This window comes from Thermophagus xiamenensis, assembly GCF_900112795.1.
GTDB lineage: Bacteria > Bacteroidota > Bacteroidia > Bacteroidales > Marinilabiliaceae > Thermophagus > Thermophagus xiamenensis.
Map to the genome: position 1 here is coordinate 157954 of NZ_FONA01000006.1, position 23387 is coordinate 181340.

Below are 23387 nucleotides of genomic sequence, written 5' to 3' on the forward strand. Positions count from 1 at the left end.
AATTAATCATTAATAAATCGTTTTATGCCAATCAACTTTAAAATAAGGCCCGAATATAAAACCATTGAAAAAATAGATGTTTTACCGGTAGAATTTTCCCAACTGGAAAATGGCGTACCGGTATCCGTCATCAGGGCCGGAAGTCAGGATGTTACCAAAATTGACATAGAATATCCTGCTGGAGCTGTCCATGCACCTTTCCCTTTAATTGCATCCACCACTGCAAATCTATTACAAGAAGGAACCGCCCAAAAAACTTCGCAACAAATATCCGAAATAATTGATTTTCATGGAGCATATATCCATACTCAAACGGCACATCACAATACCGTTGTATCACTTTTGTGTCTAACAAGCCATCTTCCTCAAATGTTGGAGCTTGTCCATGAAATAATAACTCTTCCCACCTTTCCCCAACATGAATTTGACATTTATCTGCGTAAGAGATATGAAGAATTTGCAATAGAGGGTGAGAAAGTCAAAACCATAGCAAGTCGTCTTTTCAGCGAAACCATATTTGGCGCTGACCATCCATATGGTCGCCAATTGCGCCATGAACATTTCGATCAAATCGACCTCAATCGAATAAAAACATTTCACGAAAAGTATTATAAACCTGAGTTAGCCAAAATTTATGTAGCTGGTCAACCCGGCGATAACATAATTGATTTGCTTAACCGTTTTTGGGGTGAAAAAACAGATGTCCCAAAAATGAATTACCCTTCAATACCCGCTCCGTCGCCTTCACCCGAAAAAGAAAGAATAATAAAAAAGGAAAATGCGATGCAGTCAGCCATTCGAATTGGCAGACCTCTTTTCAATAATCATCATAGTGATTTTATCCCACTGCAGGTACTGAATACCATATTGGGAGGACACTTTGGGTCCCGTTTAATGACCTCATTAAGAGAAGAAAAGGGACTCACCTACGGCATCAGCTCTTTTATCATGCCCTTAAAATACAGCGGAGCATGGATAATTAGTAGTGAAGTAACAGGGTCAAAACGTGAAGAAGCCATAGAAACGGTATTTGACGAATTCAGAAAACTTCAGAATGAATTAATTTCTGAAAAAGAATTGACTATGGTAAAAAATTATATGATGGGAGAATTACTGCGAAATTTTGACGGGCCCTTCTCTACTGCAGATATCTATCGAAATTTAAAAGAATATAATTTGGATTTCAGTTTTTACCGCCATATGGTTAATTACTTGCGTGATGTAACAGCTTTCCATATACGAGAGCTTGCACAAAAATATCTTAATCCTGAAGAATTCTGGGTTATAGTTGCTGGAGTATAAAAAACAAACTGTTACAATGCTTTGCGGGCAACAATAAAAATAATAAAATGAATATGCATTAAGAAGAATGAAACAATCATGAGCAAGAAGATTTGTTTCAGCTTTAATAATGCAAATTTTTTATGCATATAAATTATACATTGCCAACCGGTTAAGCAAATTTCAAACAATAAAAAGAACCTAATATATAGGATTTTGTTGTAATACAACACCCTGGCTTTAGCCCGATCTAAAAAAACTCGATTCAAAAATGATTCAATTCCCATTTTATTAACTAATTTAGTCCATCGGGGAGATAGTCAAACTATGAATGAAACGGTTCACATATCAGAAGAACAGCAGATAAAAAAGCAATTCGAGGAGCTATTAAAAGTTTGTCCGCGTTGTAGGACAGCTGAAGGGCTTAAGCTCGTTCAAAAAGCATTTGATCTGGCAAACGAAGCACACAAAGGTGTAAGGAGAAAATCGGGCGAACTCTATATTTTTCATCCATTATCGGTAGCACGTATTGTAGCCGAAGAAATTGGACTTGGATCAAAAGGAGTTGCGGCAGCACTTCTTCATGATGTGGTTGAAGATAGCGAGTACACCATTGATGACATTGAAAGTATATTTGGCGAGAAAGTAGCCGGAATAGTTGACGGACTGACCAAACTGGAAGGTGTTGTAGACCAAACCCGGTCGAAACAGGCTGAAAACTTCCGAAAACTATTGCTGACAATGGTGGAGGACATTCGGGTGATACTGATTAAATTGGCCGATCGACTCCACAATATGCGGACGCTCGACTCAATGCCGGAGCACAAAAGATTAAAAATTGCGGGTGAAACCCTTTACCTCTATGCACCTCTGGCACATCGATTAGGATTATATTCTATTAAATCAGAACTGGAAGATCTTGCCTTCAAATATGAACACCCCAAAATTTTCCAGGAAATATCTGCAAAACTTGAAGATTACCAAGTCCGAACCAAAAGTCTGATAACTCAATTTTCTCTTCCTATTATTGAAAGACTTTCAAATGAGGGTTACGAATTCGACATAAAAGGGCGACCCAAATCGATATACTCGATTTGGCAGAAAATGCAAAAAAAACAAATTCCCTTTGAAGAAGTTTACGATTTATTGGCTATACGGATCGTTTTTAAACCCAAACCCGAAATACCTGAAAAAGCGCAATGCTGGACTATCTATTCTTTGATAACCGACATTTATAAACCAAAACCCGACAGACTACGCGACTGGGTAAGTACACCTAAAGCTAATGGTTATGAAGCTCTCCATGCCACCGTTATGGGACCAGAAGGGAAATGGATTGAAATACAAATCAGGACCGAGCGCATGGACGAAATTGCCGAAAAAGGCTTTGCTGCTCACTGGAAATACAAGGGGACAAACGATAAAGAGTCGGAACTGGACAATTGGCTGCAGAGAATCAGGGAAGTATTAAACAACCCGGAATCGGACTCGTTGGAATTTCTTGACGACTTCAAATTAAACCTCTTTAGTCAGGAAATCATGATTTTCACCCCCAAAGGGGAAGTCAAGGTCATGCCCAAAGGAGCAACTGCCCTCGATCTAGCTTTTGAAATACATACTGACCTTGGGTACAAATGCATAGGCGCAAAAGTAAATTACAAACTAGTACCCCTTAGCTATGAACTGAAAAGCGGAGACCAGGTTGAAATTCTTACATCCGAAAAGCAAACCCCCAAATATGAATGGATAAACTTTGTAACAACAGCCAAAGCCAAAACAAGAATCAAAGACGCTTTTAAAAAAGAACGAAAAGTAATTATCCAAAAAGGGGAGAAAAAACTTGAAGAAGCACTTAATGAAAAAAAATTGACCATTAACGCCAAAATTCTAAAAAAGCTTTTAAATTACTACAATTTGGCAGGGAAGGAAGAACTCTACTTTAGGATTGGCAAAGGAACTATAAAACTCGATAATCTGCACAAAATATTAAGTGACAAAACAGCTAACAAATGGGTACGCTACTGGCGACTTTCTTTTGGCAAAAACAAGGATAAAAACTTAACAAGGAAAAAAATAGTCGGGAAAGACGGCAAAAAAACACAAATGGTAGTATCTGATGATATGGAAAAAGAAGAATATACCATAGCCCCCTGTTGCAATCCTATCCCCGGCGATGATGTGGTAGGGTACCTCGACGAAAATGATAAACTTATTCTTCACAGCCGAAAATGTCCTGTAGCCATTCGTCTCATGTCCAGCCAGGGTAATCGTATTGTCTCTGCACAGTGGGAATCTCATAAAATTCTTTCGTTCCTTGCCATAATTAATTTATCTGGCATCGATCAAATTGGAATAGTAAGCAAAATCACCAAAGTCATTTCCGAAGATCAAACAGTTAATATGAGATCCATCCATGTTGAAAGTCATGATGGCATCTTTGAAGGAACAATTTATTTATACATTTACAACACAGAAGACTTAAACAACCTGATTTATAATCTAATGAAAATAAAAGGAGTGTATAATGTTACCCGTCAGGAAAGAATTCATACCAATTGGTGATTTCACATGTTGGCCGACTGCTTTACCGCCCTCATTTCGTAATATTTTCTCAGGGAGATAGCCTTATTAATTTGGTTTTATTCTAAATAAAATTTTTATCTTTGCGTATAAATGGTTCATTTTGTAATATATTTATAGGCTTAGGTTATGAATAAACCTTCAAATAAAGAAACGGTCCGGCAAATTTTTACCGAATATTTGCGTCAAAATGGGCACCGAAAAACCCCCGAAAGATATGCAATATTGGATGAGATTTATTCCCACGACGGCCATTTCGATATAGAGTCGCTTTACATATCCATGAAAAATAAAAACTACCGGGTAAGTAGGGCAACATTATATAATACAATTGACTTATTGTTAAATTGTAAGCTGGTTATTAAGCATCAATTTGGCAAAAACATAGCTCAATTTGAAAAAGCTTTTGAATCAAAGCAGCATGACCATTTGATTTGTACTAATTGCGGAAAGGTGATGGAATTTTGCGATCCAAGCATTCAAATTGTTCTCAATAATGCTTCCAAAAATCTTTCATTTTCCGTTTCTCAACATTCACTTTATATCTATGGTCTGTGCAATGATTGTCAGAAAAAATTAAATAAAGATCAGGACAAACAGTAACTTTATATCCAATATTTTTTGCTATAATATTTTTGAGGACACATATTACTTCGGAAAGTTTTCAAAAAACAGCATCCAATATGTATTTTGGGATTGTCTGCTTTAGAAAGTATTCCAAATAAATTATTATCTCGTTTAATGCTATTTGCAGGTTCAAGTTTTGGCTATAGCTACGAATTTGCAATATTTCTTTAATTTCGATGTCTAATCAATTAGTTTAAATTAATTCAGGTTTTACCGTTTAATTTAATTATTTTTACGCATCGGAAAGTCAACCGCAACCGTTGACCTTCCGATTTTTATTGCCCGAATGTTACGGCTTTCAGGCAACTTTAATACAAAGGCAGAAGGAGTTTATAATCATAAGTCAACAGTCATTTGTGCTAATGGACTAGTGACTAATGACTAAACACAAATGACCACTTTTAAGAAACAATATATCAATAAAGTAAGTAAAATTTATACGGATGAAACGAGCATGACCAGGAAAGCTTGTCGCAATAAGAACATGTATAAAACTTTAAGGCAGAAGTGCACAGGCAGAAGGCAGAAGTGAAATTTATCGATTTTATGATAGCGGGTTGGGAAATTTCCCCTTTAGGGGATTAAGGGGTGTGGGTTGGCCATAATAGACTTTAAACTAATTATATAAGTAAATTTTATACGAATGAAACGAGCATGGCGGCTTGCTGCCGCAAAAGAGCATGTATAATATTTGTTAAGCCATGCGAGTTCCATCCAGCCAATAATTTAAATAAAATTTATACGGATGAAAGTTGATGTACTTTTAGGATTACAATGGGGAGATGAAGGGAAAGGCAAAGTGGTAGATGTACTGACTCCCAAATATGACGTTATTACTCGCTTTCAAGGTGGACCCAATGCCGGTCATACGCTTGAATTTGATGGCAAAAAATTTATTCTTCATAACATTCCTTCCGGGATATTTCAGGGAAACAAGGTCAATATCATCGGAAATGGAGTTGTTTTGGATCCCATCATTTTCAAAAAAGAAATCGATGCCTTAAAAGAGCAAGGAATTGATTTAACCCAAAAACTTTTCATTTCCAAAAAAGCACATTTGATATTACCAACCCACCGAATTCTGGATGCTGCGTCAGAAGCATCTAAAGGAAAAACCAAAATTGGCTCAACACTCAAAGGCATTGGCCCTACTTATATGGACAAGACCGGACGAAACGGCATCCGTGTTGGCGATATTTTATCTGACTTCGACCGAAAATATGAATCCCTCAAAGAAAAGCATATTAAAATGATTCATATGTATGGCTTCGAGTATAACCTTGAGGAATATGAGAGGGGTTTAAAAGAGGGTATCGAAACCCTGAAACAATTTACTTTAATAGACAGCGAATATGAAATAAACAATTATATCAAAAACGGAAAGTCAATATTGGCTGAGGGTGCGCAGGGAACCCTTCTGGATATAGACTTTGGGTCTTATCCGTTTGTTACTTCTTCAAACACAATATGCGCAGGTGCCTGCATTGGCCTTGGGGTTCCTCCTCGTTCCATCGGTGAAGTTTATGGTATTTTTAAAGCCTATTGTACGCGGGTGGGAGCCGGCCCCTTCCCCACTGAACTTTTTGACCGGGACGGAGAATTGATGCGGCAGAACGGCCATGAATTTGGCAGCACAACCGGAAGACCGCGTCGCTGTGGATGGCTGGACTTGGTGGCCCTCAAATATAGTGTAATGATTAATGGAGTCACCCGCCTTATCATGATGAAAAGCGATGTGCTTAGCTGCTTTAAAACCATCAAAGTCGCTACCGCATACAAAATTGGGGAAAAGATTACTAATACCTTTCCTTTTGAATTACCTGAAAATTTAGAACCCGTTTACGAAGAATTACCCGGGTGGAATTGCGATCTAACTGCCATTAAGTCGCAAAAAGATTTCCCATCAGAGCTTAAAAATTACATTAGCTTTATTGAAGACCATTTAGAAGTGCCTGTTTCTATAGTTTCTGTTGGTCCGGATAGAGAACAAACCATCCATATTGATTAAATCTAGCCTGACCGGAAAAGTTTGTCACAAAAAGAACATGTATACAAAGGCGAAGGCAGGATAAGTTTTTAGTGATTAGTGATCAGTCGTTAGTATTGGTTACTTTAATGACTTTTGACTAATCACTAAAAACAAATTTCAAGTTCTGTCTGATAAATAATTTAGATAAACTTAATACTAATGAAGGTTCTCGTTTTCTATACCAAAAAGTTTGCTTATAAAACGGCAGAACAAAACCTGAGTAACGAAGAACTGAACATATTTTATCCTGACATAAAAGAGATAAATCATCAAGGTGAATATAGCAATTGTATAACAGCCTTTATTCAGGTCGAGAAAGAAGACGAAGAAAAAGGGGTAAAAAGTCGGGAAAAAAAGCTTGCCAACCATTTAAAATGGGTAGCAAGGAAAAACAATACCCACTCTATTCTTCTTCATTCGTTTGCTCATTTATCCTCATCAAAAGCCTCTTTAAAATTTACTGCCGATTTATTGAAAGCTGCCTGTACCAGACTTCAAAACGGCGATTATGAAGCTTCGATAACCCCATTTGGTTTTTTCCTGGATATTAACATGGAAGCGCCCGGATTTTCAATGGCAAGAGTATGGGGTGATTTATAATTTCATTCGTATATAATTTATTTAACTCATTGGCCGAATGGAACTCACATGGCTTAATAATTATACAAGTCCTTTTGTGGCAACAGCCGCCATGCTCGTTTCATCCGTATAAAATTTATCTAAGTTATTGGCCGGATGGAACTCGCATGGCTTAGTCAAATTTATACATGTCCTTTTGTGGTAAAAAGCCGCCATGCTCGTTTCATACATCTAATTTTAACCTGAGGAATTGATAAATTAAACTATTGAATATCTGTTAAATATAAAATAAATTTACTGCATAAAAAAAGAGGGTCACACCTCTATCCCAAAATCACAAATCCAGCAATATCAAATAACAAAAGACTAAGATTATTACTTATGAAACCAACACTATTAATTTTAGCCGCAGGAATGGGAAGCCGATATGGAGGACTAAAACAAATGGACGAACTGGGCCCCGGCGGAGAGTCTATTATCGATTACTCGGTTTATGACGCCATACGTGCCGGATTCGGAAAAGTAGTTTTTGTTATCCGATCCTCTTTCGAAAAACCTTTTAAAGAACGATTTGAAAGTCGGCTCAAAGGAAAAATTAAAACCGAATATGTATTTCAAGAATTAGGCAATCTTCCGGAAGGGTTTAGCGTTCCTGAAGGACGTGAAAAACCCTGGGGTACCGGTCATGCCATGTTGATGGCAAAAGATGTCATTCATGAACCGTTTGCCATCATCAACGCAGATGATTTTTATGGCCGTGAAGCTTACACCTCTGCCGTTGATTTCATAAAAAATAATCCCGGCGAAAACCAATATGCCATGCTTGGTTATGCGTTGAAAAATACGCTTTCTGACTTCGGAACCGTATCCAGAGGCGTTTGCGACACCGACAACAACGGGTATCTGACAAACATTACAGAACGCACAAAAATCGGAAAAGAAAACGGAAACATATACTATTATGAAGGCGACCAAAAAACACAGCTTTCCGGTGATGAACCCGTATCCATGAATTTTTGGATTTTCAAGCCTTCATTTTTCGAGCACTTGCAAAACGGTTTTGAGAAGTTTATGGCACAAAAAGGCCATGAATTAAAATCAGAATATTACTTCAACACTTGTGCCGACGAAGTAATTAAATCCGGACAAGCAACCACAAAAGTAATCAACACCAATGCCCAATGGTTTGGAATTACTTATAAAGAAGATAAACCCAAGGTTCAAAACAGCCTTCAACAATTGATATATCAAAAAGTATATCCACAAAACCTTTGGGATATTTAAAATGCTGCTACCGGCTCTTCACTCTGACCCGCAGGCAGTATAAAAAACATGTGTTATAATATTCGGTTTCATGAAGGTGTCTAAATTATCCATTCTATCAGCGAGAAACATCAAAAACATAAAAACACTTTGAAATCAAAAATATTACCGGAAATTACTTTCCCATATATACAAAGTGTGTTTTGGTTTTAGACACCTTCATATTTCCCTATTTATTACAGATTATTAAATCCTTGCATACCCCATTCAATTCCCACTAAAGGCCATAGCAAAGATGTATAGGTGCAATTGAAACATATGTTCTGAACTATCCAAGAAAATATTTCTTCCACATATATGGATGATTCCCTGCTAAAACCAACTAATACGTTTTCCACATAAAAAATGAAAGGCACAAATAACCTGCTAAAACATTGACATTCCAGCTTTTTACCCTTAAATTGTTTCGTTTATAAACAAAACTTATAATGTTATGGGTAAATATGTAGTATCAACAGCCAAAAACGGACAATTAATGTTCAACTTAAAAGCGGACAATGGTGAGATTATTCTAACAAGTGAAACTTACACTTCTAAAGCAGGCTGTCAGAATGGAATAAACTCAGTAAAAGAGAATTCCAATATCGACGCAAGGTATGAAAGGAAAGTAACCAATAATCAAAAGCCTTATTTTGTTCTTAAAGCAACTAATGGCCAAATCATTGGTAAAAGTGAATTTTATTCATCCAACAGTGCTATGGAAAACGGAATTCGGTCGGTCAAAAAAAACGGACCTGAAGCAATGGTCATAGGATTTTAATTTAAACATTGAAATCATTGCCTTTTAAATCAAAAATCACGGATATTCTTTATTCGTGATTTTATTATTACTACCAATTTCTTCCTTATAATCAAACTCCATTTATTTTTTAAACTCCAAGCCTTCAATACCCCCTGAAAAGACATTTTTCATTCTATGCCTGTGTCAACAAAATAAAGCTACCTTGAGTGAAGAAAAATTAAAGAATCGGTTTTACAGAAAAACAAAAAAGGCCCTGAAATCCTTCAGAGCCTTTGATTTTACTGGTTTTCAGCGGGAGCCGATGGGCGGAGTTGAACCGCCGACCTGTTGTTTACGAAACAACCGCTCTAACCAACTGAGCTACATCGGCAATTTTACTCTCTTGTAAAAATGCGGTGCAAATTTAATCTTTTTCTCGATATTTTTGAAGATAAAATTTGAATTAAGATTTCACAAGGTGTACCCGGTTAATAATTTATTTATTTTCATAAGAATAAGAGACGCTCAAATCAGAAAGGATAACTTCTTTTGGGTCTCATTCCTGACTGATAAATCCGTCAAATTAACTACAAGAAAACCTCATGCTTCGATGTGATTCAATCACATGCTTCGATGTGACTCAATCACATGCTCCGATGCGACTCAATCACATGCTCCGATGCGACTCAATCACATGCTCCGATGCGACGCAATCACATGCTTCGATGTGATTCAATCACATGCTTCGATGTGATTCAATCACATGCTCCGATGCGACTCAATCGCATGCTCCGATGTGATGCTTTCTCGCTTGATTAACAACCCCTGACCGATTTATTCGTACGGTTTATTTAAGTTAGTAACCTCCTTGGGCACAAAAAAGCCATTTTATTTCGGAATTATATTTAGACAGATTTACTCTTTTTCCATTTTTCCATAATATTTACACCATTCTTTAAGTCCGCATTGTCGACATTTGGGTTTGCGTGCCAGGCAAACGTATCGTCCGTGCAAAATCAGCCAATGATGAGCTATGGGAATCAAATCCTGAGGAAGATATTTCACAAGCTGTTTTTCGGTTTCAAGCGGTGTTTTGGCATTGACCGTCAACCCGAGGCGGGCAGACACCCGAAAAACATGAGTATCCACGGCAAGAGCCGGCTTTTGGTAAACCACTGAAGCAATAACATTGGCCGTTTTACGCCCTACGCCGGGAAGCTTTTGCAGCTCCTTCACGTCATCCGGTACCACGCCGTTAAACTCATCTCTGAGCATTTTAGCCATTCCCACCAAATGTTTACTCTTATTATTGGGATAGCTGCAACTTTTGATAACTTCAAAAACTTCCTCCGGTGCTGCTTCGGCCAACTCATTCTGCGTAGGCCATCTTTCAAAAACCTTGGGCGTAATCATGTTTACCCTCTTATCGGTACACTGAGCCGATAAAATAACAGCCACTAAAAGCTCGAAAGGATTGGAATAGTGAAGTTCGGTTTCGGCTACAGGCATATTTTCCTGAAACCATGCTATAATGTTTTTAAATCTTTCTTTACGAGTCATAAAAATTAAATAAACATTAACAGACTAACGGCCATGACCGCCATTCCCGCAATGAGGCCATAGACCGACAAGTGATGTTCGCCATATTCCCTGGCTGCAGGAAGCAATTCATCAATGCTGATAAACACCATGATTCCGGCCACCCCGGCAAACAATATCCCAAAAATCAACGGACTCATGATAGGCATTAAAATCAGATAACCGAGCAACGCACCTATTGGTTCGGCCAAACCGGACAAGAAGCTTAAGACAAAAGCTTTTCGTTTATTCCCGGTGGCATAAAAAACAGGTACCGACACGGCTATTCCTTCCGGAATATTGTGAATAGCTATGGCAACGGCAATGGCAATCCCCAAATTGGGATCATTCATGGCAGCTGTAAAAGTGGCCAACCCTTCAGGAAAATTGTGAATGGCTATGGCTAAGGCAGTAAAGCCCCCCATGCGCATGAGCCGCTTATCGGTATGACGCTTTCTTTCCAGCTCGGTCATGTGTTCCACCAACTCCACCTCGTGCGGGTTTTCAGCCTTAGGAATGAAACGGTCGATTAGGGCAATAAGGACAATTCCACCAAAAAAAGAAAGCACCGTCACCCAGGTACCTTTTTCTATACCCATAAAACCTGTTAAGGATTCCTGTGCTTTGGCAAAAATTTCAACAAACGAAACATAAATCATCACCCCTGCAGAAAAACCAAGGCTCACCGACAAAAAACGAGTATTGGTCCTTTTGGCAAAAAAGGCCATTCCACTCCCTATCCCGGTGGACAAACCCGCAAATAATGTCAGTCCAAAGGCCAAAAGAATGTTGTTTTCTTCCATAATTTACACTCTAAAATATAATAGTTTTTGTTTCTTATCATCGACGGAAGTATGCCTTCGGGTGCACCAGCCATCCATCCCGTGCACCTTCTCTCTATAATCTTTATAAAAGTGATTTAATATTGCTGCACAAGGCACTACTCGCCATAAAAAACACCTGCGACCATACAGGTTGAACAAAACTACAAAAATTAAGCAATAACCTCCTCTATGATATTCCCCAGTGTGACAAAAGACCACGTTAAACATTGCGCTCTGTCTGGGACAAAAATCTATTTATAAACATCATCTATTAGTTATTAAAATTATCGATTTGACTTTAACACCTCAACCATTTAAATTTGTTTTATAATTATTCAAAAAACCATAAAAACTAATATATCATGAACAATCAAGAACAATTACAACAACAAGAAGTTTACCCAATGCCCCGCATTGGTGATCAGGCCCCTGATTTCACTGCTTCAACTACAAAAGGCCCGATAAAATTTTCTGAATTTGCCAAAGACAAATGGGTGGTTATGTTTTCCCACCCTGCCGATTTCACTCCGGTATGTACCACTGAGATGAGTGGCTTTGCTTTACGCAAAAAAGAATTTGAAGCGTTGAATGCAGAACTTCTGGGTCTGAGTATCGACAGCATCCATGCCCATTTGGGATGGGTAGCAAATGTTAAAGAAAAGACCGGTGTTTACTTTGACTTCCCCATCATTGCCGATTTGGACATGAAGGTAGCCAAACTTTACGGCATGCTTCAGCCCAACGAATCGGAAACAGCAGCCGTGAGAGCGGTATTTTTCATCGACCCGGCGAAGAAAATACGACTCATCATGTATTACCCACTAAATGTAGGCCGTAACATGGATGAAATACTGAGAGCTCTTAAAGCATTACAAGTATCCGATAAATATAAAGTAGCACTGCCTCTCGACTGGAAACCGGGCGAGAAAGTGATTGTTCCTCCGCCCAAAACACTGGAGGAAATGGATGCCAGAAACAAAGAAACAGGCATTGAACGCATCGACTTTTACTTATCAAAGAAAGAGCTTAAAGTTTGAGTCGATAAATCATGACACCATATTAATATCCATTTGAAAAAAACCGGGGCTTTTTAAAGGTCCCGGTTTCTTTTTATCGGTTTCTCCGTCATACTTTTTATCTTTGGATAGATAAAAAGACACAAAAACCCCAAAAAAGAACGCCATGAAACGTAGAAACTTAAATCTTAAGAGTCTCTTTTTCAACAACCATTCTCAAAAAAGTAAAGATGTTCATGACCGATTCTCCGGGATGTTCGCAACCTTTATGTTGATATTTGTCTCCACCTTCTTTGGAGCAAAAGCCCAGACTTCCATCGAACTGCCTGCTCCCGACAAAAAGGGAGGTATGCCATTGATGCAGGCCCTCAACCAACGACATAGCAGTCGCAACTTTAGTTCTAAGGAGGTAACCCTTCAGCAACTTTCCAACCTGTGCTGGGCCGCATGGGGCTTTAACCGTCCGGAAGACGGAAAGCGTACTGCTCCCTCCTCCATGAACAAACAAGAAATAGAGCTATATGTAGTGTTGAAAGATGGGGCATACTATTATAATGCCAGGGAACATCGTTTAGATTTAATCAAAAAAGGAGATTTGCGCTCCTATTGTGGCAGGCAGGCCTTTGTAGCCAAGGCTCCGGTCAACTTTATCTATGTGGCCAACATGAAAAAAGCAGGTGTTAATAAGCCCGAAGACATCACACCAGAAATATTGATGACCTCGTATGCCAACACCGGTTTCATTGCACAAAACACTTATCTTGCCTCTGTTTCGGAAGGGCTGGTCTGTGTTGTACGGGGTTCCATCGACAAAACGGCACTGGAAAAAGCACTGGAACTTTCTCCCTTGCACAAGGTGATATTGGGACATACTATTGGATACGAGAAATAACACCAAGAACAAAAAACCGGAAATATTTTCCCTTCGAGGAATCATATTTCCGGTTTAATTTCTTATTTCCAGAAAGAAAAAGGTTTGCCTTTATTCTCTTTTTTCTACTTAAAAGGTATCACGGCCGCGGGGTCTATCACACGAAAAGTAAATGATTCGGTAAAATAGAGCTGTACTGTTTTGTTGTTGTGCGATTCATAACCTATGGAGATATCTTCCCCAATGGCCAGTTCAAAATCACCACCTCTTTCTGAGACTAAAAATGCTCCTTCAATAAAGGGTGCTGCTATAACGGCTCCCCCCAACAGGTTTTCTACTCTCTTGTACAATGGATAACTTTTACCTGAGGCACTAAAACGTTGCCACAAATCCATATTCATCACCAACGAATAAGGCCCCTGAACGGAAGCATTCTTAAATTTGGCCACCGCCTCCGAAATGGTTTGAAGAAATTCTTCATCTGCCTCGGGCAAAGTCATAGGGTCGTAATCCGAAGCATCCAACAGTCCTTGAATACCGGCTTCTTTAAAGCCTTTGTAGATGGCATTTTCTTCAAAACGTGCCAACTTACGGGCAGCCTGCTCCAAATTTTCGAGATCAATATGTTTCGCACCACGTGCTACATTATCGAGTTCCCAGATATTTAACTCAAAAGGAACCCTTGTTTCGATAAGAGGAAGAACCTGCTGAATGCCGTAATGTACCTCTCCGTTCTGTCCTTCCGGCACCTTAATACGTCCCAGCGGGAGTGCAGCAAAATCCAGCCCTTTGGGGCCATTAACGTCAACAAACTTACGGGCAGACAACACTGAAGAAAAGAGATCTACTGCCGTGTTGTTGATTTCCTCCCAAGCCTTATCGCAGATGGGAGCCATCGATTTCCTTAAAATATCCATAATATTTTCTCCTATTTTTTAATTTTTCCAATTCCCAGTGAATGTGCCGAAGAATCGGTTGAGTTATTCTCTCCTTCTTCCAGTTCAGTAATATCCCCCTCGGTAAAAAGATAATTACGCAATTCCTCATCCCAACCCGGCATATTACGACGAAGCCATTCAATGGTCATACAGGCATGTTCAATCTCTTCGTCACGATTGTGAGCCATAATTTTCCTGAGCGATTCATCTTCGGTAAGATCTACCCGTTGATGATACCAGTCAACAGCTTCGATCTCTTCTTTAAGGCTATTTAAAGCCCTGGAAAAATTACGTGCTTCCTGTGACAATTCCTCTGCTGGTTCATGATAGTTTGACATAGCTAATACTTTTATTATGTTAAAGTTTGATTTTTACTCATAAGACTTCCAAATATAAACAAATTGACTATAAATAAGAATTATTAAAGGACGAAACGAGCATGACAATGTAAGATTGTAACAAAAGAGAATGTATAAACTTACGGTTATGCGAGTTCCATCAGACTAATTAATAAGATAAATTTTATACTACTGAAAAAGAAGTTAGTACGAGTCTCAACAAAACATCCAAAACTTCTAAATTGACCAATATTCTCTTTCTTTTTATTGAAATAACACCCATTTATTTACATTGATTTTAAATAGAAAAGGCCATAACTTTCAAATTGCAATTTTCAAAACATAATAAATTATGGCAAAAAAGAAACTTACCACCGCATCGGGGCGCCCCTATTTTGAGAAACAGGACAGCATGACTGTCGGCCCCAAAGGTCCGATTCTTTTACAGGATTACTATCTTCATGAGCAGATGGCTCACTTTAACCGGGAACGAATTCCCGAAAGGGTTGTGCATGCCAAGGGGTCCGGAGCATTCGGGACCTTCAGAGTAACTCACGACATCACAAGATATACCAAGGCCAAATTATTCAGTAAACCCGGCAATAAATGCCGTGTATTTGCGAGATTCTCGACCGTGGGAGGAGAAAGAGGAAGTGCCGATACAGAAAGAGATCCGCGTGGTTTCGCTGTCAAATTTTATACAGAAGAGGGTAACTGGGATTTGGTTGGAAACAACACTCCTGTTTTCTTTATCAAAGATCCGAAGAAATTTGCCGACTTCATCCACACCCAGAAGCGCGATCCCAAAACCAACCTTATCAGTCAAACTATGCGCTGGGATTTCTGGAGCTTAAATCCGGAAAGTTTGCATCAGGTTCTCATTCTCTTCAGTGACAGGGGGACACCTGACGGATATAGAAAAATGAACGGATACGGAAGCCACACCTTTTCAATGATCAATGATAAAAATGAAAGGGTATGGGTAAAATACCACTTTAAAACGTTGCAAGGAATTCATAACCTGACGGCACAACAGGCAGAAGAGTTAAAAGGAAAAGATCCGGATTATTCACAGCGGGATCTTCTGAACGCCATTGAAAAAGGCGATTATCCCCAATGGGCATTAAAAATACAGGTCATGACGGAAGAACAAGCTAAGCATTTCCGATGGAATCCTTTTGATCTGACCAAAGTATGGCCTCATAGTGAATACCCTCTGATCGATGTGGGCATTCTGGAATTAAACGAAATTCCTGCCAATTACTTTGCCGATGTTGAACAAGCAGCCTTCAACCCTTCCAATTTGATAGACGGGTTGGATGTATCACCTGACAAAATGTTGCAAGGCAGATTGTTATCTTATCCGGATGCCCATCGTTACCGACTGGGAGTTAATTACGAACAAATTCCGGTAAACCGTCCCATTTGTCCGGCACATAATTATCAACGCGATGGCTTTATGACTGTAAATGGAAATCATGGAAGTGCGCCAAACTATTATCCCAATAGTTTCGATGATATTGAACCGGATAAAAAATACAAAATTCCCTCCTTTAATGTCGAGTCAAACCTGGCTGACACTTATGATCGTAATGAAAACGATGATGACCATTATACCCAACCCGGCCTCCTTTTTAGAAAAGTAATGACTGATCAGGAGCGGAAAAACACTGTTGCCAACATCGTTGATGCCATGCAACAAATTGATGGCCCCAAACGAGATGAAATAATTTCCCGCCAACTGGGACACTTTGCCAAAGCCGACCGGGAACTGGCCATTGGCGTAGCCAAAGGATTGAATTCCCCATTCGACGTTGACAAAATTTAACCTCCTACAACACCTATACAGGCCATTGTTAATTTATTAGCAAATGGCCTGTATTTTCAAAAATTTATCCCAAATAGAGTATCTTTGTCTATTGAAACGGAAGGTTTGTTCCGATTTACCAAAACCAACATGTAATCAATGGAATTTTCGATACTCAAGGATATCCTTATCATCTTTGCTCTCTCAACGATTGTCAACTATATCTTCACCAAGATTAAAGTTCCTACTATAGTTGGTTATCTTATCACCGGTGTATTGGCGGGTCCTCATTTGGGCGGAGTTATCACCAATATTGAAAACATCGATGTTTTGGCTGAAATTGGCATCGTATTATTGCTTTTCACCATTGGTCTGGAATTCTCGTTAAAACATCTGATAAAAATCCGGGTTCTTGTTTTTTGGGGAGGATTTCTTCAGTTTTCCTTAACCACTCTTATTGTCATGGGTGTGGCCCGTGCATACGATTTGGACCTGAAAGGTTCTTTTTTTGTAGGTTTTCTAACAGCACTAAGCAGTACGGCTGTGGTTCTAAAGATTCTTCAGGACCGGTCGGAAATAACGTCCAATTACGGTCGTACGGTCATGGGTATTCTCATCTTTCAGGATTTAATCCTGGTACCTCTGTTGCTGTTCACTCCAATCATCGGAGGAGAGTCGGGGAACATTTTCAGAGAGATTTTAATGATGGGACTTAAATCGGCGGTCATCCTACTATTCGTACTCTTCGGGAACAAATGGTTTATGAACAGACTGCTTCATGCCATAGCCATGACCAAGAACCAGGAATTATTTTTGATGAGTATTCTGCTGATTTGTTTATCTGTAGCTTTTTTAACGGCCGAATTGGGTATGTCTCTGGCTTTTGGGGCATTTCTGGCAGGATTAATGATCTCTGAATCGGAATATAGCCATCAGGCATTCAGTCACATCATTCCCTTTAAAGATACCTTCACCTCATTTTTTTTCGTTTCAATAGGGATGTTGCTGGATCTTCAGTTTGTCATGGACAACCTGTACACCGTTCTTCTGACGGTAATAATGGTTGTTGTAATAAAAATCATAATCGCCAGTGGGACAGCATTTATGTTGGGACATACCATTCGGGGAGTTATTCTGGTAGGACTTTCGTTGGCACAGGTTGGGGAGTTTTCCTTTATTTTGGTAAAAATGGGGCAAAATTATCATCTTATATCTGATTACTATTATCAGTTATTTTTGGCGGTGGCGGTCATCACCATGTCAATCTCCCCCTTTCTGATTATGGTATCCAAGCCCTTGTCAAATGCGGTGATAAAACTACCCCTTCCGCCAAAAATCGTTGAAGGCCTCTTTCCTCTCAGACAAATGGAAGTTCCGACACTAAAAAACCACCTGGTTTTGATAGGAAAAGACCCTCGGGTGTTAAGTATGTCAATCATGGCCCGACACTTAAAAATTCCTTACATCTCTATAGTATTTGATCCGGCCATTGTGAAAGCCCGTCAGAAAAAGGGAGAGACTGTCATTTACGGAGATGCCCAAAACACACCAATATTAGAGAAAGCACACATTAAAACAGCATCGGTAATTGTGGTTTCTATCGGTGATGTAGTAACGGCCATGTCGGTAACCGAGAAAGTGAGGCTCTTAAACAAACATGCCTCCATTATCGTCCGAACCCGGCAAATTGATGATGCAGAAGACTTATATAAATTGGGTGCAACGCAGGTAATACCTGAAGAGTTCGAAACCGCTATAGAAATGTTTGAACGGGTACTCAATAAATTTCTGATGCCTCATGATCAGATCGAAGTAATCATTGGAAATATTCGTAAAAATAATTACGGTTTGGTACGAGATGGGAAAAAACGCTGGAGGAAATCGATTCTGAGTCATCTTCCCAATTTGGAGATATCGGCTTTGAAAGTAGAGGAAGAATCCCCTGTTGCCGGTCATTCCCTGGCTCAACTGGCTTTCAGGAGTACCTTTGGTGTAACGGTGGTAGCCATTAAAAGAGCCGAAGAGCTAATCGATCATCCCGGCCCAAACACCTCGCTATATAAAAATGATATCGTTTATGTTTTGGGGCGACAAGAACAAATTGCGCATGCTGTTAACCTCTTCGGAAAACAAAAAGGATAAAGGGAACCCGAAAAACACAACTGATTGACCTTTTCCCATTATTCTTTATGCGGTGAAAATAAATTCATTTTATAGGCAAAAAGATCAACCGGCTCGTCACGGATTCCCTTTCTATAAGTACAGAAAATGGTTATCTGTATCTCAAAACAGTTTATCTATTTCACTTCCCAGACATCGCCTGAAGTAACCAAATCTCTAAACGATTTGATTTTTGATTCTTTTTTTATTTTGTCCATTTGCTCTATAAAACATTGATCGTAGACCGGAGCCTCGGCATCTCGGATAACACCCAATGCCACCGGGAATTCAGGATATTCCATGTCCGCAAGTTTAAGATGAATTGTGGGATCTTCGCAATGTGCATCATGAACCAGGATATCGTTTTCTGTAATTCCTCCTTCTCCAATGGTGACAACTTTCAGGCGTGTACCATCCAACACAAGGCCCTTATTGCGGTTTTTCCCGAAAATCATAGGCTTCCCATGTTCCAAAACAATAGTTCTGTCATCCTTAAACTTTTTATCGGTTATTTCCCGGTGCGTATTATCATTATATATTACACAGTTCTGCAGCACTTCAACGATGGAGGTTCCTTTGTGTTTTGATGCGGCTTTCATTACCTCAACCGAAAGTTTGATTTCCTTATCGATGGTACGGGCAAAGAAATAGCCTCTGGCACCGATGGTCAATTCACCCGGGCGAAAGGGATACTCAATGGTTCCAAAAGGAGAAGTTTTGGAAATGAACCCGCGCTTTGAGGTGGGCGAATATTGCCCTTTTGTCAAACCATAAATTTGATTGTTAAAAAGAATGATATTAATATCAATATTCCTACGGATAACATGTATGAAGTGATTACCTCCAATAGCCAAAGCATCGCCGTCACCCGTAATTTGCCATACGCTAAGTTTAGGATTGGCCAGTTTCACCCCGGAGGCAATAGCCGATGCGCGGCCATGAATGGTGTGAAACCCGTAAGTACTCATATAATAGGGTAACCTGGAGGAACATCCAATACCGGAAATAACGGCAATTTGATCGTTGGGTATCTTGAGCTCGGCCATGGTTTTTTGCAGAGAATTCAAGATGGCATGATCTCCACAACCGGGACACCACCGAACATTTTGGTCGCTTTTATATTCCAGAAAAGCGAGTTTTTTATTATCAGACATAGCTTATTCTTCTAAAATTTTTTCAAAATGATTTTTCAGTTCACCAACAGTAAAAGGCAAACCTTCCACTTTATTGTATTGACGAAGCAAAACATCGGGAAATTTACTTCGAAGGTAATTGGCAAATTGGCCCATATTAAGTTCACATACCACAATTTTGCGAAAACGTTTTAGAACATCATAACTGTTTTTGGGCAATGGATTTATGTAATTGAAATGTGCCAAAGCAACCTTTTTACCTTCTTTCTGCAATTCTTCGAGGGCGGTTAACAAATGACCAAAGGTGCCGCCCCATCCAACAATAAGAAGCTCGGCGTCTTGGTCGCCATGCACTTCTAAAGGAGGAATAAAATCGGCTACTCTGTCGATTTTTTCCTGTCTCATTTTCACCATTTTGAAATGATTATGATGATCGTAAGAAACTTCACCGGTGAGGTAGTCTTTTTCCAGACCTCCAATTCGATGCTGATAGCCGGGAGTACCGGGGATAGCCCAGTATCTGTTAAGTCGTTCAGGATCGCGCTCATAAACATTCCACTGATTGGCAGGGTTATTCACATACGGAGGATTAATATCCGGGAATTGGTCTTCATCCGGTATCCGCCAGGGTTGTGTTCCATTAGCCAAAAATCCGTCCGACAGCAAAATTACAGGTGTCATATGCTCGATTGCAATCTTTGCCGCATAAAAGGCATAATCAAAGCAATTAACGGGAGAACTGGCAGCCATCACCACCAGCGGACTCTCCCCATTACGCCCGTAAAGTGCCTGATTTAAGTCAGCCTGTTCAGTTTTGGTTGGAAGTCCTGTACTGGGCCCTCCTCGTTGAACATCCACAACGACCAAAGGTAGTTCAGCCATTACGGCCAGTCCCAATGCTTCTCCCTTCAGAGCCAGTCCGGGTCCGGAAGTGGAGGTAATCCCAAGATTTCCGGCAAAACTGGCACCAATGGCGGTGGATATTGCCGCAATTTCGTCTTCGGCCTGAAAAACCTTAACTCCTAAATCTTTCCTTGCGGACAATTCCTGTAATATTTCGGTAGCAGGAGTAATGGGATAAGAGCCTAAAAAGAGTTCGAGACCGCTTTTTTGAGCAGCAAGTAAAAAGCCCCAAGCTATCGCTCTGTTTCCGTTCAGATTACGATATATGCCCGGTTTAATCTCTGCCGGAGAAATGTGATAAGAAGGTGTAACAGCCTGAATAATTACTCCGTAGTTATATCCTGCTTCCAACACACGAACATTGGCTTCGGCAATTTTCTCCTTCTTGGCAAATTTTTCCCGAATAAGATGCTCCGCATCCTTAATGGGACGGTGGAAAAGCCAAAATACCAAACCTAAAGCATACATATTTTTACTACGAAGTATGGACTTATTGTCCAATCCCATGTCCTTCAGGCTCTCCCTCGTCATCGTGGTAATTGGAGCTTTAATAATATTATAGCTTCCAAGGTTGTCCTCTTCTATAGGATCATTCGATTTGTATCCTGCTCTAGCAAGATTTTTATCATCAAAGCTATCCACATCCAGAATAATGGTAGCACCGGGTTTAAGCCACTCCAGGTTAGCCTTTAATGCAGCCGGATTCATAGCTACCAACACATCTGCCTTATCTCCCGGGGTATACACTTCGCTGTGTCCAAAATGGACCTGAAAGCCGGAAACACCGCTTATTGTACCTTGTGGTGCCCGTATTTCTGCAGGGAAGTCGGGAAACGTGGAAATGTCGTTTCCGTAGATGGCCGACGAAAAGGAAAAGAGCGACCCTGTCAACTGCATTCCATCTCCTGAATCACCTGAAAATCTGACGACCACTTCTTCCTTTTCAATAACTTTTGATTTTTTAGCCATAATTTTGCTTATTATAGATTGTTGATCTTCAAAATTTAGTTGATAAATAAAAAAAACGCCAGAACCTTTTACCGGCTCCGGGGTTAATTCTAATATTAATTAAATGTAAAGTTAGAGAGTAAGAAACAAGAGAAATGTGACAAATATCACATTTGGGGGATTCAAAATGTGCTTTGCAACAGTTAGTTTATATTTGCACTCTGAAGCGGTTATCCATTGATAATTTAATGGTTCAATTTGGGTATTTGTTTAATCTTATAACTTTAAAAAAAAGAAAAATCATGGCATTAATTAAATCAGTAAGAGGGTTTACCCCAAAAATTGGAAAAAATGTATTTTTAGCTGACAATGCAACAATAATAGGAGATGTCGAAATGGGGGATGATTGCAGCATTTGGTTTAATGCAGTGTTGCGAGGCGATGTGAACAGTATTCGTATAGGAAATAAAGTCAATATCCAAGATGGGTCGGTTTTACACACATTGTACCAAAAATCGACAATTGAAATAGGTAATAACGTCTCAATTGGACACAACGTGACCATTCATGGTGCTAAAATAGAAGACAATGTTTTAATTGGGATTGGTGCTACAGTCTTGGACCATGCGGTTGTGGGTTCCAATTCAATTGTTGCGGCCAATTCATTGGTTTTAAGTGGGACTAAAATAGAACCAAACAGTATATATGCAGGTGTACCCGCAAAAAAAGTAAAAGACATTGAACCGGAACAAACGCAAGAAATGATTAATAAAATTGCCAATAACTACCTCATGTATGCAGGATGGTATAAAGATTAATCAAAGAATATCCGTTCTGATTTAACAGGAAAATCCAGAAAAATACTGGATGCTTCATCAAACTTCTCGGGGCTTTCCGTTGTAAAAAAACGACAAGTCCCATTTTTTGTACATCTTCGATTGATCTCCGGATGTCGATAAAGATAATCCTTAAGACTCTTAGCAACAACCGACCCTTGTGAAAGAATTCTTACATGCGCAGGAACATTTTTCTTAATTAAAGGAAGCAATAAAGGATAATGTGTACATCCAAGAATGAGTGCATCAATATCTTTGTCTTTTGAGAACAATAATCCCAAATCACGTTTAACAAAAAAGGCTGCCCCTTCAGTATCAATTTCATTATTTTCGACCAAAGGAACCCACATAGGGCAAGCCTGTTGAGATACTATGGCATCGGGAAGAAATTTTCGAATTTCCATAACATAGGACAATGATTGAATGGTGCCCGGAGTACCAACAACCCCTATATGCTTATTTTGAGTATAATGTATGATTTGTTCTGCACTAGGCCTAACTACACCGAGTACCCTCCTTGAAGGATCAAATTTAGGAAGGTCTCGTTGCTGAATTGTTCTTAAGGCCTTAGCCGAGGCTGTATTACATGCTAAAATCACTAAATGAGAACCCATTTCAAACAGTTTTAACACTGATTGAAGCGTATACTTATATACAACCTCAAATGAACGGGTACCATAAGGTGTACGGGCATTATCACCCAAATAAAGAAAATCGTATTCAGGAAAATTTCTACGAAATTCGTTTAATATGGTAAGCCCCCCATAACCGGAATCGAAAACACCGATAGGTCCTTCCAAAGTTTTATCATAGATATTCATCCGTATAAATTTTACTTACTTCATTGATATATTGTTTCTTAAAAGTAGTTATTAGTGGTTAGTCATTAGTCACT

The 23387-nt window shown here is 39.4% G+C and carries 19 protein-coding genes and 1 tRNA gene; 12 read left to right on the forward strand and 8 right to left on the reverse strand.

All coding sequences use genetic code 11. The features are described from left to right. Nucleotides 1–24: 24 nt before the first annotated feature. The 7 genes from BM130_RS05105 (at nucleotide 25) to BM130_RS05140 (ending at nucleotide 9179) form a co-directional block, all read left to right on the forward strand. Nucleotides 25–1302 (forward strand): M16 family metallopeptidase, encoded by a 1278-nt coding sequence (locus tag BM130_RS05105; RefSeq protein ID WP_010527370.1) that lies wholly within the window; start codon nucleotides 25–27, stop codon nucleotides 1300–1302. Between the two features lie 306 nt (nucleotides 1303–1608). Next, complete coding sequence (locus tag BM130_RS05115) at nucleotides 1609–3843, forward strand: RelA/SpoT family protein (RefSeq protein WP_010527368.1); 2235 nt, start codon at nucleotides 1609–1611, stop codon at nucleotides 3841–3843. 147 nt (nucleotides 3844–3990) lie between these two features. Continuing rightward, complete coding sequence (locus tag BM130_RS05120) at nucleotides 3991–4464, forward strand: Fur family transcriptional regulator (RefSeq protein WP_010527367.1); 474 nt, start codon at nucleotides 3991–3993, stop codon at nucleotides 4462–4464. 769 nt (nucleotides 4465–5233) lie between these two features. Continuing rightward, nucleotides 5234–6496: an adenylosuccinate synthase gene (locus tag BM130_RS05125; RefSeq protein WP_010527366.1), complete on the forward strand. Its 1263-nt coding sequence runs from the start codon at nucleotides 5234–5236 to the stop codon at nucleotides 6494–6496. A 180-nt stretch (nucleotides 6497–6676) separates the two neighbouring features. After that, a complete protein-coding gene (locus BM130_RS05130; RefSeq protein ID WP_010527365.1) occupies nucleotides 6677–7117 on the forward strand; it encodes a threonyl-tRNA synthetase editing domain-containing protein in 441 nt (146 codons plus the stop codon). Between the two features lie 360 nt (nucleotides 7118–7477). After that, a complete protein-coding gene (locus BM130_RS05135; protein WP_010527364.1) occupies nucleotides 7478–8380 on the forward strand; it encodes a nucleotidyltransferase family protein in 903 nt (300 codons plus the stop codon). A 472-nt stretch (nucleotides 8381–8852) separates the two neighbouring features. After that, the gene (locus BM130_RS05140; RefSeq protein ID WP_010527363.1) at nucleotides 8853–9179 is read left to right on the forward strand and encodes a YegP family protein; all 327 of its coding nucleotides are present in this window, start codon (nucleotides 8853–8855) and stop codon (nucleotides 9177–9179) included. A gap of 278 nt (nucleotides 9180–9457) precedes the next feature. On the opposite strand, the gene BM130_RS05145 is transcribed toward BM130_RS05140, so the two are convergent. The 3 genes from BM130_RS05145 to zupT form a co-directional block, all read right to left on the reverse strand. Then, nucleotides 9458–9531: transfer RNA gene (locus BM130_RS05145), tRNA-Thr, on the reverse strand. 524 nt (nucleotides 9532–10055) lie between these two features. Further along, nucleotides 10056–10700: an endonuclease III gene (nth, locus tag BM130_RS05150; protein ID WP_010527362.1), complete on the reverse strand. Its 645-nt coding sequence runs from the start codon at nucleotides 10698–10700 to the stop codon at nucleotides 10056–10058. Between the two features lie 5 nt (nucleotides 10701–10705). Then, nucleotides 10706–11521 carry a zinc transporter ZupT gene (gene zupT / locus BM130_RS05155; RefSeq protein ID WP_010527361.1) on the reverse strand — a complete coding sequence of 272 codons (816 nt, stop codon included), beginning with the start codon at nucleotides 11519–11521 and terminating at the stop codon, nucleotides 10706–10708. A gap of 383 nt (nucleotides 11522–11904) precedes the next feature. Between zupT and BM130_RS05160 the strand changes: the two genes are divergently transcribed. Together BM130_RS05160 and BM130_RS05165 are read left to right on the forward strand one after the other, a co-directional pair. Beyond that, on the forward strand, nucleotides 11905–12579 hold the full coding sequence (locus BM130_RS05160) for a peroxiredoxin (RefSeq protein WP_010527360.1): 675 nt from the start codon (nucleotides 11905–11907) through the stop codon (nucleotides 12577–12579). Between the two features lie 145 nt (nucleotides 12580–12724). Next, nucleotides 12725–13450, forward strand: a complete 726-nt coding sequence (locus BM130_RS05165; RefSeq protein ID WP_010527359.1) for a SagB/ThcOx family dehydrogenase — start codon at nucleotides 12725–12727, stop codon at nucleotides 13448–13450. A gap of 104 nt (nucleotides 13451–13554) precedes the next feature. Here BM130_RS05165 and BM130_RS05170 read toward each other — a convergent pair whose 3' ends face one another. Next, entirely contained in the window at nucleotides 13555–14346 is a 792-nt protein-coding gene (locus BM130_RS05170) for a family 1 encapsulin nanocompartment shell protein (protein WP_010527358.1), read from the reverse strand. 11 nt (nucleotides 14347–14357) lie between these two features. Next, nucleotides 14358–14705, reverse strand: a complete 348-nt coding sequence (locus BM130_RS05175) for an encapsulin-associated ferritin-like protein (RefSeq protein ID WP_010527357.1) — start codon at nucleotides 14703–14705, stop codon at nucleotides 14358–14360. A gap of 352 nt (nucleotides 14706–15057) precedes the next feature. Here BM130_RS05175 and BM130_RS05180 point away from each other — a divergent pair, with 352 nt between their 5' ends. Beyond that, nucleotides 15058–16533, forward strand: coding sequence for a catalase (locus BM130_RS05180; RefSeq protein ID WP_010527356.1), 1476 nt, complete (start codon nucleotides 15058–15060; stop codon nucleotides 16531–16533). Nucleotides 16534–16671: 138 nt separating this feature from the next. Continuing rightward, entirely contained in the window at nucleotides 16672–18654 is a 1983-nt protein-coding gene (locus tag BM130_RS05185; protein WP_074964293.1) for a monovalent cation:proton antiporter family protein, read from the forward strand. A gap of 155 nt (nucleotides 18655–18809) precedes the next feature. Here the strand turns inward: BM130_RS05185 and BM130_RS05190 are convergent, their stop codons facing one another. After that, nucleotides 18810–19826 (reverse strand): 2-oxoacid:ferredoxin oxidoreductase subunit beta, encoded by a 1017-nt coding sequence (locus tag BM130_RS05190; RefSeq protein WP_010527354.1) that lies wholly within the window; start codon nucleotides 19824–19826, stop codon nucleotides 18810–18812. A 3-nt stretch (nucleotides 19827–19829) separates the two neighbouring features. Further along, nucleotides 19830–21677 carry a 2-oxoacid:acceptor oxidoreductase subunit alpha gene (locus BM130_RS05195; RefSeq protein ID WP_010527353.1) on the reverse strand — a complete coding sequence of 616 codons (1848 nt, stop codon included), beginning with the start codon at nucleotides 21675–21677 and terminating at the stop codon, nucleotides 19830–19832. 281 nt (nucleotides 21678–21958) lie between these two features. On the opposite strand from BM130_RS05195, the gene BM130_RS05200 reads away from it, so the two are divergent. Further along, a complete protein-coding gene (locus BM130_RS05200; protein ID WP_010527352.1) occupies nucleotides 21959–22474 on the forward strand; it encodes a gamma carbonic anhydrase family protein in 516 nt (171 codons plus the stop codon). Here BM130_RS05200 and murI read toward each other — a convergent pair. Continuing rightward, entirely contained in the window at nucleotides 22471–23313 is an 843-nt protein-coding gene (gene murI, locus BM130_RS05205; protein ID WP_010527351.1) for a glutamate racemase, read from the reverse strand. The genes BM130_RS05200 and murI overlap by 4 nt on opposite strands. Nucleotides 23314–23387 lie beyond the last annotated feature (74 nt).